This window comes from Xanthomonas sp. F4, assembly GCF_011761895.1.
Genome location: NZ_JAASQX010000004.1, coordinates 164,879 through 179,435, shown reverse-complemented (window position 1 = coordinate 179,435; position 14,557 = coordinate 164,879). Strand labels below are relative to the sequence as shown.

The window sequence follows — 14,557 nt, the reverse complement described above, 5'->3', positions numbered from 1 at the left end:
CCCCGTATCCTTGGCCGATGACGTCCGCCGTGTTTCCGATCGACCCGCTGCTGCCGCAGATCCGCGACAGCCTCGCCGCCCATCCGCGCCTGGTGCTGGAAGCCCCGCCCGGCGCCGGCAAGACCACCCAGGTGCCGCCGGCGCTGCTCGACGCGCCCTGGCTGCAAGGCCGGCGCATCGTGATGCTGGAACCGCGCCGCGTCGCCGCGCGCAGCGCCGCTACCTTCATGGCCCGGCAGCGCGGCGAAGCGCCGGGCGAGACCGTGGGCTACCGCATCCGCTTCGAGAACAAGGTGTCCGCGCGTACCCGTATCGAGGTGGTCACCGAGGGCATCCTGACCCGCATGCTGCAGGACGACCCGATGCTCGACGGGGTCGGCGCGCTGCTGTTCGACGAATTCCACGAGCGCCACCTGGCCGCGGACCTGGGCCTGGCGCTGGCCCTGGACGTACAGGCGCAGGTGCGCGAGGACCTGCGCATCGTGGTGATGTCGGCAACGCTGGACGGCGAGCGTCTGGCGCAGTTCCTGGATGCTCCGCGGCTATCCAGCGCCGGGCGCAGTTTCCCGGTGGAGATCGCGCACTTCCCGGCGCGACGCGAGGAGTCGCTGGAAGCGCAGGCCCGGCGTGCGATCGAGCATGCGCTGCAGCAGCATCCGGGCGATGTGCTGGTGTTCCTGCCCGGGCAGCGCGAGATCGGGCGGGTGCAGGCGGCGTTGGAAGCGGCGGGTGTCGGCGGTGGCGCGGTGGCGGGCATAGCAGCGGGTGTCGGCGGTGGTGCGGTGGCGGGCATAGCGCCAGGAGATGGCGCATCGGGCATGGCCCCAGTTGGCATCGCCTCTGGCGTTACCCCAGCCGGCACCGCCTTGGACGCACCCTCATCCGGCGCTGCGCGCCACCTTCTCCCGGGGGGAGAAGGGAGCGGGGTGGAGGTGTTGCCACTGCATGGCGAGTTGCCGGTGGAGCAACAGAGCAAGGTGCTGCAGCCCGATCCGCAGGGGCGACGACGTGTGGTGCTGGCGACCAATGTCGCCGAGTCCTCGGTGACGCTGCCCGGGGTGCGCGTGGTGATCGATGCCGGGCTGGCGCGAGAGCCGCACTACGATCCCAACAGCGGCTTCTCGCGGCTGGACGTGACCGCCATCGCCCAGTCATCGGCCGATCAGCGCGCCGGTCGCGCCGGCCGCGTCGCCAGCGGCTGGGCCTACCGGCTGTGGCCGCAGTCGCAACGCCTGGAGGCGCAACGCCGCGCCGAGATCCTGCAGGTGGAGCTGGCCGGGCTGGGGCTGGAGCTGGCGGCCTGGGGCAGCGATGGCCTGCGCTTCGTCGATCCGCCACCAGCCGGTGCGCTGGCCGCCGCCCGTGAGCTGCTGCAGCGGCTCGGCGCGCTCGCCGACGGCGGCGCCATCACCGCCAGCGGCCGGCGCATGCTCGCGCTGGGCACGCATCCGCGGCTGGCGGCGATGCTGCTGGCGGCCAACGATGCGCGCGCGCAGGCGCTGGCCTGCGACCTCGCCGCCCTGATCGAAGCGCGCGATCCGCTGCGCCAGGGCGGCGATGCGCTGGCCGCGCGCTGGCGTGCCCTGGCCGCGTTCCGCCGCGGCCGCGTGCCGCACGACGCCAACCGCGGCGCGCTGGCGGCGATCGACGCGGCGGCCAAGCAATGGCGGCGGCGCCTGCGCAGCGAGGCCGCAGCGCCGGACAGCGTGGAGGCGCACGAACTCGGCGATCTGCTGGCGCATGCCTTCCCCGACCGCATCGGTACACGTCACCCCAGCGATCCGCTGCGCTACCAGTTGGTCAACGGCCGCAGCGTGCGCCTGTTCGAGCACAGCGACCTGCGCGGCGAGCCCTGGCTGGTCGCCACCGAACTGCGCCACGAGGCCAAGGACGCACTACTGCTGCGCGCCGCGCCCGTGGACGAGACCTATCTGCGCGCGCAGTTTCCGCAGCGCTTCGCGCAGGAAGACGTGGTGCGCTGGGATGCCGAGCGGCGCGCGCTGAGCGCGCTGCGCGAGACCCGCTTCGATCGCATCGTGCTCGACAGCCGCCCCGCTGGCCGCGTCGAGCCGGCGCAGGCGGCCGCGGCATTGACCGAGGCGGTACGCGAACTCGGACTGCAGGCGCTGCCCTGGAGCGAGGGTCTGACGCAGTGGCGCGCGCGGGTGGCGGGACTGCGCCAGTGGATGCCGGAACTGGACCTGCCGGACCTGGGCGATGCCGCGCTGCTGGACAGCCTCGACGACTGGCTGCGCCCGGCCTTTGCCGGCAAGACCCGGCTCGATGCGCTGAGCGAGGACGAGCTGGGCGAGGCGCTGAAAGCGCGGCTGCCGTGGGACCGACGCCAGGCCATCGACCGCCACGCACCGGTGCGCATCGCGGTGCCGTCGGGCATGGAGCGGCGCATCGACTACAGCCTGGACCACGCCGGGCAGCCGCAGCCGCCGGTGCTGGCGGTCAAGCTGCAGGAGCTGTTCGGCCTGGCCGACACCCCGCGCATCGCCGACGGCCGTGTGCCGCTGCTGCTGCACCTGCTCTCGCCCGGCGGGCGGCCGCTGCAGGTCACCCAGGACCTGCGCAATTTCTGGTCCAGCACCTACCCGGAAGTGAAGAAGGAAATGAAGGGTCGCTACCCGCGCCACCCCTGGCCGGACGACCCCTGGACCGCCACTGCCAGCCACCGCGCCAAGCCGCGCGGTACCTAGCGTGTGTCATCGGCCCCGCGTAAGCGCGTCATGCCATGCTTACGCGGGGTTGCGCCAGGGAAGCGGGACCACGTCCGAGCGCCGATGCGGCCACGCACGCGCGTACCTAGGCCGATTGGCCGTCATGAAAGCCGCAATCGGCTCCAAGCGGCTCGACCCGATGGCCAGCCACCGCTGCGCCACGCGGCAACGGCAGCGCGCGTGGCAGGCCCACGCGGCGCACTCAGCCGTCGATGGCGCGACCAAATCCACGCCCCGCATTCAGCCGGCAGACGAATCCGCGGCGCTGCGCTAACGCCCCGTATACGGTAGGCGGGCGACACTGCAGCCCTTCATTCCTGCCAGTAGGGACGCCCATGAGCAAGCTGACCATCATCACCGATCGCGCCCTGGATCTCGCCAGCCACGCCGGCGACAGCCTCAAGCACTTCGGCCCGCAGGCGAACAAGTGGTTGCAGTCGGGCAAGGCGATGGGCGCGCTCAAGGCTGGCGCAGCGATGGGTGCAGTGAAGACCGGCTCCAAGGTCGCGCGCACCGCCGTGCGCCGCAACCCGGCCATCGCGATCGCCGCTGCCGCAGTGGGCGTGGGCCTGCTCGGCTACGCCATCTACCGCAAGCGCCAGCGCGACAAGGGCGCGCCGATCGAAGGCAACGCGCAGCGCATCGAAGCCGCCAACAAGCGCGGCAACGTCGGTGCGCGCCGCAGCGCCGCCAGCACACGCGGCACGCGTCGCAATGCCGCAGCGCAGGACGCCACCGAAGAGTGAGATCCGCGTACTGCCGCTGACGGCAGCCGCAGCATGAAACGCAGCGACCGGGAGACATCCCGGTCGCTTTTTTTATGGATTCGCTGCGACCCTGCTTTTCTAACGCAGGAACGGCGTCTACCGCGACCGGAGCGTTAAAGAGGTTCGCATGTTGCGGCTGAAACGCTCCTACGCGTCACTCGGCACAACACGCACTACAGCGCGCGCCAGGCCCCCGGCGCCAACCCGTCCAACCGGTGCGCGCCCATCGCCGCTCGCACCAGGCGCAGGGTCGGCAAGCCGACCGCCGCGGTCATCCGCCGCACCTGGCGGTTGCGACCTTCGCGCAACACCACCTGCAACCAGGCATCGGGCACGCTCTTGCGGAAGCGCACCGGCGGATCGCGCGGCCACAGCGATGGCGGCGCATCCAGCAACGTCACCTCGGCCCGTGCGGTCGGGCCGTCGTTCAACAGCACGCCGTCGCGCAGACGCTGCAACTGCTCCGGTTGCGGTGCACCCTCCACCATCACCCAATAGGTCTTGGGTTGCTTGTGCCGCGGATCGGTGAGCCGGTGCGCCAGCGCGCCGTCGTCGGTCAGCAGCAGCAGGCCTTCGCTGTCGTAGTCCAGGCGCCCGGCCGCGTACACGTCGGCGGGCAGGCCGAACTCGGCCAGGGTCCGCCGCGGCGGCGTGCTGCGGTCGGTGAACTGGCACAGCACGTTGAAGGGCTTGTTGAAGGCGATCAGCATCGGCGGAAACGGCAGCAAACCTGCGCCGCACGGCGCGGCGCAGGCATTGTCCCATGCGCTCGCGCCTCCCCGCCCGCGCGCCGGTCAGCGCTTGACGAATTTCAGGGTCATGCGGTCGCTCTCGCCGATCGCCTGGTACTTGGCGTCGTCGGCGGCGTCGTGCTGGTTGCTCGGCGGCAGCGTCCACACGCCGCCCGGATAGTCCTTGCTGTCGCGCGGGTTGGCGTTGAGGTCGCTCTTGCCGGCCAGCTTGAAGCCGGCCGCCTCGGCCATGGCGATCACCTGCGCCTGGCCGACATAACCGCTCTTGTCGTCGGCCGGCACGTCGGCCTTGGCGCGGTGCTCGACCACGCCGAGCACGCCGCCGGGCTTGAGCACCTGGTAGAAGCCCTTGAACATGCCCTCGGCCTGGCCGGCCATGCGCCAGTTGTGCACGTTGCGGAAGGTCAGCACCAGGTCGGCCGAGCCGGGCGGGCCGAACACCGGCGCGTTCGGCGCATACGCCACGATGCGCGCGCGGTCGTACTGCGCCGGCGCCGCGGCGAACTTCTGCTCCAGGCCGCTGCGCGCCTTCTGCTGGTAGTCGCGGCCACGCCCTTCCGGCACCGCCGCCGGATCGACCACCGCGGCGATGTACTGGCCACGCTCGCGCAGGTACGGCGCAAGGATCTCGGAATACCAACCGCCGCCCGGGGTGACCTCGATCACCGTCTGGGTCGGCTTGATGCCGAAGAACGCCAGGGTCTGGCCGGGATGGCGATAGGCATCGCGGGCGACGTTGGCGCGGTCGCGCCAACTGCCGTTGATCGCCGTCTGCAGCGCCGCATCCGGTGCCGGCAGCGTGGCCGTGTCGGCGGGCTTGATCGCCTGCGCCGCCGGGGCGAGCAACGTGGTGGCGACGGCCAGGGTACAGGCGCAGGCGAGCGAGGTACGAAGCGTCATGGCAGGCATCCGCAAGAGAGGTGCCGCGAGCCTAGCACGCGGCCCGGTAGCGCCGAATGTTGCACTTCCGTTAGCGCGAATCACGTCTACAGAACGATGTTTTCTCGCGTATTTGACGGCCATCCAACCCCTGACGACTATCCTGTCGCCTCCCCCACAGTGGAACGTTTTCCATGCTGCACACGCGCGAACTCGGCCGTTCCGGCCTGCATGCGGCACCGCTGGCGTTCGGCGGCAACGTGTTCGGCTGGAGCGCCGACGCCAAGACCTCCTTCGCCCTGCTCGATGCCTTCGTCGAGGCCGGCTGCAATCTCATCGACACCGCCGACATCTATTCGGCCTGGGTGCCCGGCAACCACGGCGGCGAATCGGAAGCACTGATCGGGCAGTGGCTCACGCGCAGCGGCAAACGCGACAAGGTGCTGATCGCGACCAAGGTCGGCAAGTGGGCCGAACGCCCGGGCCTGTCGGCCGACAACATCGCTGCCGCCGCGGAGGACTCGCTGCAGCGCCTGCAGACGGACGTCATCGATCTGTACCAGGCGCACGAAGACGACGATTCGGTACCGCTGGAAGCGTCGCTGGCGGCGTTCGGGCGGCTGATCGAACAGGGCAAGGTGCGCGCGATCGGCGCCTCCAACTACAACGCCGCGCGCCTGCGCGAAGCGCTGAACGTCTCCGCGCAGTACGGCCTGCCCCGCTACGAGACGCTGCAGCCGGAGTACAACCTGTACGACCGCGCCGGCTACGAGGCCGAACTGGAACCGCTGGTGCGCGAACAGGGCCTGGGCGTGCTGTGCTACTACGCGCTGGCCAGCGGCTTCCTCAGCGGCAAGTACCGCCGGGCCGAAGACGCCGGCAAGAGCCATGCACGCGGCGCGAGCGTGGTCGCACGCTACCTCAACGCGCGCGGCCTGCGCATCCTCGCCGCGCTGGACGACATCGCCGGCAAGCATGCGGCCACGCCCACGCAGGTGGCGCTGGCCTGGTTGATGGCGCGGCCCGGCATCGTCGCGCCGATCGCCAGCGCGACCAGCCTGGAACAACTGCAGGACCTGCTCGCCGCCGCGCGCCTGCAGCTGTCCGCCGAGGACATCGCGCAATTGAATACCGCAAGTGAGGAAACCGCATGACCGCCCCCACCCACACCACCCGCATCGTGCTCGCCTCGCGCCCGCAGGGCGCGCCGGGCACCGACAACTTCCGCACCGAACAGGCCCCGCTGGTGCCGCCCGGCCCCGGCCAGGTGCTGCTGCGCAATCGCTGGCTGTCGCTGGACCCGTACATGCGCGGGCGCATGAGCGATGCACCGTCCTACGCGCCGCCGGTGCAACTGGGCGAGACCATGGTCGGCAGCACCGTGGCAGAGGTGCTGCAGTCCAATTCCCCCGACCATGCGCCGGGCGATCTGGTGCTGGTGCAGAACGGCGGCTGGCAGACCCATCTGGTCGTCGACGGCGCCAGCCTGCGGCGCAAGCTCGATCCGAACTCGCCACTGCCGCCGAGCACTGCGCTGGGCGTGTACGGCATGCCTGGCTTCACCGCCTACGCCGGCCTGCACGAGATCGGCAAACCGCAGCCGGGCGAGACCGTCGCGGTGGCCGCGGCGACCGGCCCGGTCGGCGCCACCGTGGCGCAGATCGCCAGGCTGCGCGGGGCAAAGGTGATCGCCATCGCCGGCGGCGCGGAGAAATGCCGCTACCTGCGCGAGGAACTGGGCGTGAACGTGGCCCTGGACCACCGCGCCAAGGACTTCGCCGAGCAGTTGCGCGCCGCCGCGACCGACGGCATCGACGTGTATTTCGAGAACGTCGGCGGCCACGTGTTCGATGCGGTGCTGCCGCTGCTCAACGATTTCGCGCGGGTGCCGGTGTGCGGCACCATCGCCACCTACAACGCCATCGGCGCATTGCCGCCGGGTCCGGACCGACTGCCGGCGCTGATGGGCCAGGTGCTGCGCCAGCGCCTGACCTTGCGCGGCTTCATCGTCGGCGATTTCGTCAAGCTGTATCCGGAGTTCCTGCGCGAGATGGGCACCTGGCTGGCCGACGGCCGCGTGCGCTACCGCGAACACGTGGTGGACGGGCTGGAGAACGCACCGCAGGCCTTCATCGACATGCTGAGCGGCGGCAACTTCGGCAAGCTGGTGGTGCGGCTGGGCGACTGAGGCGAGAAGGCCCGAGGCTGTCGGGACGAATCCCACAAAAAGGGACGAGAGGTCCCTCCCACATCACGCCCGGACACCGATCACCGCGAGTCACTGTAGGAGTCGCGATCGCTTAGCTTTGGCTGTTGCTTTTGCCCTTGTTTTTGACTTACCGGGTTCCCTTCCGAAGCGGCGGCCATCGCGGGGAAAAACCCGAAGGGCGGCGCACATGGATGTGCGCCGTCCGCGGCAGGGGCAGGATGACCCTTCCGCGGATCCCCGGGATGGACGCGGACCCGGAGCGCGCAGCGCGGAGGGCGCGAGGCAGGGCGCGCTTTCTTTTGGTTACCTTTTCTTTGCGCGAGCAAAGAAAAGTAACTCGCCCGTAAGGGCGAAAGCCTTTGCTTTCGCTTGAGATTTGCGTGTCGGACGAAAAAGAACCGTAGGAGCGGCTGCCGCAGCGCCCATCTGCTTCATGACGGGGGACGATCGCCTTGCGCCTGGCGCCCTCGACCACACCCCAGCATCGACGCCCGCGAATACAGCCACTACCATCGGACGCATCGCCGCCGCCGCCGCTTCCATGTCCGAGTCCCCGCGTCCCCCTCGCGCACGCCGCACCGCGCGCGCCGCCACCGCTCCCACCCCGCCCGAGCGCGGCCTGGCCGCGGAACTGATGCGGCGCATCGGCGAATGCGAAGGCGACCCGAACTTCATGACCTCGCTGGCGCGCGGCTTGGCCGTGCTCAGCGCCTTCGGCCAGCACAGCCGCGATGTCAGCATGGCCCAGCTCAGCGCCGACACCGGCATCCCGCGCGCGGCGGTGCGGCGCGTGCTGTACACGCTGGAGAAGCTCGGTTACGCCGGCACCCATGGCCGCGGCTACGTGCTGTTGCCGCGCGCGCTGGGCATCGGCAGCGGCTACCTGTCCACCGCCGCCCTGTCGGTGGCGGCGCAGCCGGTGCTGGATGCGCTGCGCGACACCCTGCACGAGTCCTGTTCGCTGGGCGTACTCGACGGCGACGACCTGCTGTACGTGGCGCGGGCGGAGACGGTGCGGATCATGTCGATCGGCCTGCGCGCCGGCAGCCGCCTGCCGGCGTACTGCACCTCGATGGGCCGGGTGCTGCTGGCGGCGCAGCCGGGCGACACCTTGAACAGCTACCTGGAGCGCAACCCGCTGCGTCCGCGCACCGAACGCACCGTCACCGACCGCGCGCAGTTCCAGGCCCTGCTCGAGCGTGTGCAGCGCGACGGCCATGCGGTGGTTGACCAGGAACTGGAGATCGGCCTGCGTTCGGTGGCGGTGCCGGTGCGCAACCGCCAGGACCGTGTGGTCGCCGCGCTCAACGTCGGCAGCTCGGTGGCGCGCATGACCCTGGGCAGCCTGCAGAGCACGGTGCTGCCGGCGCTGCGGCATGCGGCGCAGCAGTTGAGCCGGGTGCTGGACTGAGCGCCACCGACGCCGCGCCAACCCGCCGCGTCGCCCACCAGAACAGCAACGCCAGCAGGCTGACCGCCGCCCCCAGGCGACACACGCCCGCCCAGCCGGCCTGCGCGTAGGTCGCGGTCGTCGCGATCGCGCCCAGTCCGCTGCCCACCGCGTAGAACAGCATGTACAGGCCGATCAACCGGCCGTGCGCCTGCGGCCGGCGACGCAGGATCATGCTCTGGCTGGTGACGTGCAGCGCCTGCCCGGCCAGGTCGAGCAGGACGATTCCCAGCACCAGCGCGGCGAGCGACTGCGGCAACTGCGACAACGGCCACCAGGCCAGCACCAACACCACCAGCGCCACGGCGCTGGTGCGCTGGGCGTGGCCGCGGTCGGCCCAGTGCCCGGCGCGCGCGGCCGCCAGCGCACCAACCACGCCGACCAGGCCGAAGGCGCCGATGGCAAGGTGCGAAAACGCATAGGGCGGCGCACGCAGCGGCAGCACCAGCGCGCTCCAGAAGATGTTGAACGCCGCGAACATCAGCAGCGCCAGCACGCCGCGCACCTGCAGCACGCGCTCCTGCCGCAGCAGCGTCAGCATGGACATGATCAGGCGCGGATACGGCAGCGGTTGCGGCGGCACCGGCAGCACCGGCAACCAGCGCCACAGCGGCCACGCGAGCGCCAGCATCAGCACCGCGGCGCCGGCATAGACCGCGCGCCAGCCGGCCAGTTCGCTGACCCCGCCGGCAAACACCCGCGCCAGCAACAGGCCGATGAACACACCGCCCTGCGCCGCACCGACCACCCGCCCTTGCTCCTGCGGCGCCGCGGCGCTGGCGGCGTAGGCGATCAAGCCCTGGGTCATCGCCGTGCCCAGCAGGCCGACAGCGAGCATGCCGGCCAGTAATACCGGCGCCGACCGCGCCACGCTCACCACCACCAGCGTCGCGACCAGCCCCAGCGCCTGCACCGCCATCAGGCGGCGGCGCTCCACCAGGTCACCCAGCGGCACCAGCAACAGCAGGGCCAGCGCGCAGCCGATCTGGGCCGCGCTGACCACGCCGCCCACTGCCGCCGGGCGGATGCCGAAGTCCACCGCCAGCGCGTCCAGCAGCGGCTGCGCGTAGTAGACATTGGCCACGCTCAGGCCGCTGGCGATGGCGAACAGCCAGACCAGGCGCCGCGGCATGGCGGGCGCAGCGGTGACGGATTGCATGATCGATGGCTCGCCTGTTCCGGTTTCAAAACGAAACTTGTTTCAGGCTAGGCCGATAGGTTTTAAAATGCAACCACTACCGCCGAGCGCCTGCCTGGAACGCCGATGCCGTCCCGCCCTGCCATACCCGCTTCGCCCTGCCCGGTGGCGCGCAGCGCCGACCTGATCGGCGACCGCTGGTCGCTGCTGATCGTGCGCGATGCCTTCGATGGCGTGCGTCGCTTCGGCGACTTCCAGCGCAGCCTGGGCATGGCGCGCAACATCCTGGCCGACCGGCTGCGCAAGCTGGTCGAAGCCGGCATCCTGGAGACGCGCGAAGCGTCCGACGGCAGCGCCTACCGCGAGTACGCGCTGAGCGCCAAGGGCGAGGACCTGTTCGCGGTGGTGCTGGCGCTGCGGCAGTGGGGCGAACGGCATCTGTTCGACCACGGCGAGCGCCATTCGGCGTTGATCGACACGCGCAGCGGCAAGCCGGTCGCGCGCATGCAGCCGCGCGCCGCCGACGGGACGCGGCTGCGCCCGGCCGACACCGAAGTGCGTAAGGTGCGCTGAGCGGAGCGCTGCGCGCTCTAGGCGCCGCCCTCGGCGGCCTGCTCGGCCAGGATCGGCGCGGCCAGGGCGAAGGCATGGTTGGCCGCCGGCACACCGCAATAGATCGCCGCCTGCAGCAGCACTTCCTTGATCTCGTCGGCACTGACGCCGTTGTTGCGCGCCGCGCGCACGTGCAACTTGAACTCCTCGTCGTGGCCGCGCGCCACCATCATCGCCAGGGTCAGCAGCGAACGCGTGTGCCGCGGCAGGCCCTCCCGGGTCCACACCGTGCCCCAGGCGGTGCGGGTGATGAACTCCTGAAACTCCTCGGTGAACGGCGTGCGCGCGGCCAGCGAGCGGTCGACGTGGGCATCGCCGAGCACGGCGCGGCGTACCTGCAGGCCGGCGGCGTAGCGTTCGTTCTCGTCCATCGGGTCGACTCCTGAAACGTGGGGAAAGGCAGGCGCGCTCTACTGCAGCAGGAAGCGCAGCAGCGCGTCGTTGAAGGCGTGCGGCGACTCCACGTTGCACAGGTGGCGGCCATGCACTTCGGCGTACTCGCCCTGCGCCACCTGTGCGGCGATGGCCTGCAACTCGGCAGGCGGACACACCGGATCGTCATGCCCGGCCACGGCCAGCACCGGCACGCGGATCTCGCCCAGGCGCTCGCGGAAGTCGGCCTCGGCCAGCGCCTGGCAGCAGCCGATGTAGGCCTGCGCGTCGGTGGCGCGGAAGCTGTCCAGGATCGCCTCGACGGTGGCCGGCTGCGCCTCGGCGAAGGCCGGGGTGAACCAGCGCGTGCGCGTGCCCTCGCACAGCGGCGCCAGTCCCTCGGCGCGGACCTGGTCGATGCGCGCCTGCCAGCTCTCGGCGCTGCCGATCCTGGCCGCGGTGGCGCACAGGGTCAGGCTGAGCAGGCGCTCGCCGGCGTGCAGGCCCAGCCACTGCCCGGTCAGCCCGCCGATCGACAGGCCGCAGAAATGGCTGCGTTCGATCGACAGCGCATCCCAGAGCGCCAGCACGTCGCCGCCGAGATCGGCCATGGCGTACGGCGCCGGCGCGGCGGTGGAGGCGCCGTGGCCGCGACGGTCGTAGCGCAGCACGCGGAAATGCTGGGCCAGCGCCGCGATCTGCGCGTCCCACATGTGCAGGTCGGTGCCGAGCGAATTGCACAGGGTCAGCCACGGACGGCCTTCGCTGCCGTCGATGCGGTAATGCAGACGATGCGTGGGCAGGTCGAGGATCGGCATGGTCGGCGCTCGCTTGGAAGATGGATTGGGCCGCCACGGCATGGAACCGCGCGGCACCGGCAAGTCTAGAACGTGTCGCCGACGCTGCGGCAGACAGGCACGGCGCGGCGGCTCACGCGCGCGCCTGCGCGGCGAGCACGCGCTCGATCCACACCGTGGCCATGCCGCGCCAGCTGTCGCTGGCGAACAGCGCATCCAGATCCGCCGGTGTCAGCACCGCACTCACCTGCGGCTCCTCGGCCAGCACCGCGCGCAGGTGCTGCCGCGTGGCCAGCGCGCGGCGCACCGCCGATTCCACCAGCGCGTGCGCGGCGGCCTTGCCCAGGTGCGCGGCCAGGGTCACCGCCACCGCCTCGGCGTAGAGCAGGCCGCCGTGGCTGTCCAGATGCGCGGCCATGCGCGCGCGGTCCAGTTCCAGGCCCTCGATCAGCACGCGCACCTGGGCCAGGCTACCGGCGCTCAAGCGGACCAGCTCCGGCAGGGTTTCCCATTCGGCGTGCCAGCCGCCGACCGCGCGCTCGTGTTCCTGCGGCAGCGCAGCGAACAAGGTCGCCAGCAGGCCCGGCACGCGCGTGGCCGCGGCGATGGCGACCACGCAGCCGACCGGATTGCGCTTGTGTGGCATCGCCGAGGAGCCGCCCTTGCCTGCCGCGGCGGGTTCGAACGCCTCGGCCACTTCCGACTGCATCAGCAGGGCGACGTCGCGGCCGATCTTGCCGAGGCTGCCGGCCAGCAGCGCGAACGCCGCGCCGATCTCGCCGATGCGGTCGCGCGCCGCGTGCCAGGGCAGCGCCGGCAACGGCAGGCGCAATTCCGCGGCCAGCGCCTCGGCCACGGCCAGGCCCTGCGACTGCAGCGCGGCCAGGGTACCGGCGGCGCCGCCGAACTGCAGCACCAACGCATCCTCGCGCAGCGCGCGCAGGCGCCGGCGGCTGCGCTGCAGCGCGTCCAGCCAGCCTGCCGCCTTCAGTCCGAAGGTCACCGGCACCGCCTGCTGCAACAGGGTGCGCCCGGGCAGGCCGGTGTCGCGCTCGCGCTGCGCCAGCGCTGCCAGCGCCGCGCACAGCGCGTCCAGTTGCGCCTCCACGCGGTCGAGCGCGGCGCGCAGCTGCAGCACCGCGCCGCTGTCGATGACGTCCTGGCTGGTCGCGCCCCAGTGCACCCAGCGCGCGGCGTCTTCATCGGCGGCGGCGACCTGGGCGGTGAGCGCCTTGACCAGCGGGATCGCCGGATTGCCGGCCAGCGCGGTGGCAGCGGCGAGCGTGGCCACGTCGTAGCGCGCGGCATCGCAGGCGGCGGCGATCGGTGCCGCCGCGCTGGCCGGGATCACCCCGCAGCGCGCCTGTGCGCGCGCCAGCGCCGCTTCCACGTCGAGCATGGCCTGCAGGCGGGCGCGATCGTCGAACGCCGCATCGACGATCGGATCGCCAAACAATGGACGCAACAGGGACTCGGACACGCTCATCGGTTCGTACGCGGTGGAGAGATCAAGCAGGGTAACCGCTGCGGCCTGTGCAACATGTCTGCCGCGCTCAGTAGCGGAAGAACACGGTCTCGTGCTCGCCCTGCATGCGCACGTCCCACTGGTAGCGGTGCGCCGCCAGCGGTTGCGCGATCAGGGTGGCGCGGCGCTCGGCCGGCACCTGCGCCAGGATCGCGTCGCCGTCCAGGTCGTCGTCGCCGAAGTACAGCCGCGTCGGCGCGGCACGCAGCAGGCCGCGCATGAACACCAGCACCACCAGGTGCGGCGCCTGCAGGCCCCTGGGCCCGGCGACACGGCCGGGCTTGACCGTGCGGAAGGCGAAACGGCCCTGCGCGTCGGTCGGCACCCGGCCCCAGCCGTGGAAGGCCGGATCGTGCTCGCCGCGGCGCGGATCGGCGGCATGGTCGTAGATGCCGGCGGCATCGGCCTGCCAGATCTCCAGCAGCGCATCGCCCACCGGCGCACCGTTGCCGTCGAACACGCTACCGGCGATCTCCACGTGGGTGCCCTGCGCCTGCGCCGGCGCGATCTCGGTGCGGTACAGCGGCTCCAGCCCGATACGGTAGTAGGGGCCGACCGTCTGCGAAGGGGTTGCCTGAAAACTCATCGCCTCACTCCCAAGGGGTCTGCTTGCGTCCGCGCAGGACGATGTCGAACCGATAGCCCAGCGCGAACTCGTTGGCGGTGTTCTCCCAGTCGAACGCAGAGACCATGCGCTCGCGCGCCTTGGGGTCCTCCACGCAGTTGAAGATCGGGTCGAACGCCAGCAACGGATCGCCGGGGAAATACATCTGCGTGACCAGGCGCTGGCCGATGCCGTCGCCGTGCAGCGAGAAGTGGATGTGCGCCGGGCGCCAGGCGTTGTAGTGGTTGCGCCACGGATACGCGCCCGGCTTGATGGTGGTGAAGCGGTAGCGGCCGTGGTCGTCGGTCAGCACCTGGCCGGTGCCTGTGAAGTTGGGATCCAGCGGCGCGTCGTGCTGGTCGCCGGCATGCAGGTAGCGGCCGGCGGCGTTGCACTGCCACACCTCGACCACGCTGTTGCGCACCGGCTTGCCGTTCTCGTCGAGCAGGCGCCCGCTGACGATGATGCGCTCGCCCAACGGCGCGCCGGGGAAGCCGGCGGTGAGATCGGCGGCGTGTTCGCCCAGGGTGGTGCGGTCCAGGGTCGGCCCGGTGGCCTCGGACAGGGTCAGCGGAATCGCGATCGGATCGCGGGTCGGGCCGCGCGTGCCGGTGGAGGCGTAGGGCGGATGCAGATAGGCCGGTTGCGTGCCCGGGTACGGGCGGCGATAGCCGAGCAGGGGATCGATGGGGGTGTCGTCGTGCATCGTGCGGTCTCGCTGGCTCC

At 71.3% G+C, this 14,557-nt stretch carries 15 protein-coding genes; 7 read left to right on the top strand and 8 right to left on the bottom strand.

The window, feature by feature from the left end:
* Positions 1 to 17 precede the first annotated feature (17 nt).
* From hrpB to FHR66_RS15005, 3 genes are all read left to right on the top strand, one after another.
* The gene (hrpB, locus tag FHR66_RS15015; RefSeq protein ID WP_160964522.1) at positions 18 to 2,705 is read left to right on the top strand and encodes an ATP-dependent helicase HrpB; all 2,688 of its coding nucleotides are present in this window, start codon (positions 18 to 20) and stop codon (positions 2,703 to 2,705) included.
* Positions 2,706 to 2,829: 124 nt separating this feature from the next.
* Positions 2,830 to 3,000, top strand: coding sequence for a hypothetical protein (locus tag FHR66_RS15010; RefSeq protein WP_160964524.1), 171 nt, complete (start codon positions 2,830 to 2,832; stop codon positions 2,998 to 3,000).
* A gap of 61 nt (positions 3,001 to 3,061) precedes the next feature.
* Positions 3,062 to 3,472 (top strand): hypothetical protein, encoded by a 411-nt coding sequence (locus tag FHR66_RS15005; RefSeq protein WP_017908157.1) that lies wholly within the window; start codon positions 3,062 to 3,064, stop codon positions 3,470 to 3,472.
* A gap of 194 nt (positions 3,473 to 3,666) precedes the next feature.
* Here FHR66_RS15005 and FHR66_RS15000 read toward each other — a convergent pair whose 3' ends face one another.
* Positions 3,667 to 4,203 carry a pseudouridine synthase gene (locus FHR66_RS15000; RefSeq protein WP_160964797.1) on the bottom strand — a complete coding sequence of 179 codons (537 nt, stop codon included), beginning with the start codon at positions 4,201 to 4,203 and terminating at the stop codon, positions 3,667 to 3,669.
* An 84-nt stretch (positions 4,204 to 4,287) separates the two neighbouring features.
* Positions 4,288 to 5,145: a class I SAM-dependent methyltransferase gene (locus FHR66_RS14995; protein ID WP_160964526.1), complete on the bottom strand. Its 858-nt coding sequence runs from the start codon at positions 5,143 to 5,145 to the stop codon at positions 4,288 to 4,290.
* 173 nt (positions 5,146 to 5,318) lie between these two features.
* Here FHR66_RS14995 and FHR66_RS14990 point away from each other — a divergent pair, with 173 nt between their 5' ends.
* The 3 genes from FHR66_RS14990 (at position 5,319) to FHR66_RS14980 (ending at position 8,744) form a co-directional block, all read left to right on the top strand.
* Entirely contained in the window at positions 5,319 to 6,278 is a 960-nt protein-coding gene (locus FHR66_RS14990) for an aldo/keto reductase (protein WP_160964528.1), read from the top strand.
* Entirely contained in the window at positions 6,275 to 7,312 is a 1,038-nt protein-coding gene (locus tag FHR66_RS14985) for an MDR family NADP-dependent oxidoreductase (RefSeq protein WP_167087905.1), read from the top strand. The genes FHR66_RS14990 and FHR66_RS14985 overlap by 4 nt, the downstream gene beginning before the upstream one ends.
* A gap of 562 nt (positions 7,313 to 7,874) precedes the next feature.
* On the top strand, positions 7,875 to 8,744 hold the full coding sequence (locus FHR66_RS14980) for an IclR family transcriptional regulator domain-containing protein (protein WP_160964532.1): 870 nt from the start codon (positions 7,875 to 7,877) through the stop codon (positions 8,742 to 8,744).
* Here the strand turns inward: FHR66_RS14980 and FHR66_RS14975 are convergent.
* Positions 8,638 to 9,942 (bottom strand): MFS transporter, encoded by a 1,305-nt coding sequence (locus FHR66_RS14975; protein WP_237475208.1) that lies wholly within the window; start codon positions 9,940 to 9,942, stop codon positions 8,638 to 8,640. The genes FHR66_RS14980 and FHR66_RS14975 overlap by 107 nt on opposite strands.
* Before the next feature lie 105 nt (positions 9,943 to 10,047).
* Here FHR66_RS14975 and FHR66_RS14970 point away from each other — a divergent pair, with 105 nt between their 5' ends.
* The gene (locus FHR66_RS14970) at positions 10,048 to 10,494 is read left to right on the top strand and encodes a winged helix-turn-helix transcriptional regulator (RefSeq protein ID WP_160964534.1); all 447 of its coding nucleotides are present in this window, start codon (positions 10,048 to 10,050) and stop codon (positions 10,492 to 10,494) included.
* Between the two features lie 17 nt (positions 10,495 to 10,511).
* Here FHR66_RS14970 and pcaC read toward each other — a convergent pair whose 3' ends face one another.
* The 5 genes from pcaC to pcaH form a co-directional block, all read right to left on the bottom strand.
* Positions 10,512 to 10,904 (bottom strand): 4-carboxymuconolactone decarboxylase, encoded by a 393-nt coding sequence (pcaC, locus tag FHR66_RS14965; RefSeq protein ID WP_152235697.1) that lies wholly within the window; start codon positions 10,902 to 10,904, stop codon positions 10,512 to 10,514.
* Between the two features lie 39 nt (positions 10,905 to 10,943).
* Positions 10,944 to 11,723, bottom strand: a complete 780-nt coding sequence (pcaD, locus tag FHR66_RS14960) for a 3-oxoadipate enol-lactonase (RefSeq protein WP_160964536.1) — start codon at positions 11,721 to 11,723, stop codon at positions 10,944 to 10,946.
* A 112-nt stretch (positions 11,724 to 11,835) separates the two neighbouring features.
* Positions 11,836 to 13,188 (bottom strand): 3-carboxy-cis,cis-muconate cycloisomerase, encoded by a 1,353-nt coding sequence (locus FHR66_RS14955; protein ID WP_160964538.1) that lies wholly within the window; start codon positions 13,186 to 13,188, stop codon positions 11,836 to 11,838.
* Between the two features lie 67 nt (positions 13,189 to 13,255).
* Positions 13,256 to 13,813: a protocatechuate 3,4-dioxygenase subunit alpha gene (gene pcaG, locus FHR66_RS14950; RefSeq protein WP_160964540.1), complete on the bottom strand. Its 558-nt coding sequence runs from the start codon at positions 13,811 to 13,813 to the stop codon at positions 13,256 to 13,258.
* 4 nt (positions 13,814 to 13,817) lie between these two features.
* Positions 13,818 to 14,537 (bottom strand): protocatechuate 3,4-dioxygenase subunit beta, encoded by a 720-nt coding sequence (pcaH, locus tag FHR66_RS14945; RefSeq protein WP_160964542.1) that lies wholly within the window; start codon positions 14,535 to 14,537, stop codon positions 13,818 to 13,820.
* Positions 14,538 to 14,557 lie beyond the last annotated feature (20 nt).

Coding starts and splice junctions, on each gene's coding strand:
- hrpB (WP_160964522.1), top strand. CDS start 18: ATGACGTCCGCCGTGTTTCCGATCGACCCGCTGCTGCCGCAGATCCGC.
- FHR66_RS15010 (WP_160964524.1), top strand. CDS start 2,830: ATGAAAGCCGCAATCGGCTCCAAGCGGCTCGACCCGATGGCCAGCCAC.
- FHR66_RS15005 (WP_017908157.1), top strand. CDS start 3,062: ATGAGCAAGCTGACCATCATCACCGATCGCGCCCTGGATCTCGCCAGC.
- FHR66_RS15000 (WP_160964797.1), bottom strand. CDS start 4,203: ATGCTGATCGCCTTCAACAAGCCCTTCAACGTGCTGTGCCAGTTCACC.
- FHR66_RS14995 (WP_160964526.1), bottom strand. CDS start 5,145: ATGACGCTTCGTACCTCGCTCGCCTGCGCCTGTACCCTGGCCGTCGCC.
- FHR66_RS14990 (WP_160964528.1), top strand. CDS start 5,319: ATGCTGCACACGCGCGAACTCGGCCGTTCCGGCCTGCATGCGGCACCG.
- FHR66_RS14985 (WP_167087905.1), top strand. CDS start 6,275: ATGACCGCCCCCACCCACACCACCCGCATCGTGCTCGCCTCGCGCCCG.
- FHR66_RS14980 (WP_160964532.1), top strand. CDS start 7,875: ATGTCCGAGTCCCCGCGTCCCCCTCGCGCACGCCGCACCGCGCGCGCC.
- FHR66_RS14975 (WP_237475208.1), bottom strand. CDS start 9,942: ATGCAATCCGTCACCGCTGCGCCCGCCATGCCGCGGCGCCTGGTCTGG.
- FHR66_RS14970 (WP_160964534.1), top strand. CDS start 10,048: ATGCCGTCCCGCCCTGCCATACCCGCTTCGCCCTGCCCGGTGGCGCGC.
- pcaC (WP_152235697.1), bottom strand. CDS start 10,904: ATGGACGAGAACGAACGCTACGCCGCCGGCCTGCAGGTACGCCGCGCC.
- pcaD (WP_160964536.1), bottom strand. CDS start 11,723: ATGCCGATCCTCGACCTGCCCACGCATCGTCTGCATTACCGCATCGAC.
- FHR66_RS14955 (WP_160964538.1), bottom strand. CDS start 13,188: ATGAGCGTGTCCGAGTCCCTGTTGCGTCCATTGTTTGGCGATCCGATC.
- pcaG (WP_160964540.1), bottom strand. CDS start 13,813: ATGAGTTTTCAGGCAACCCCTTCGCAGACGGTCGGCCCCTACTACCGT.
- pcaH (WP_160964542.1), bottom strand. CDS start 14,537: ATGCACGACGACACCCCCATCGATCCCCTGCTCGGCTATCGCCGCCCG.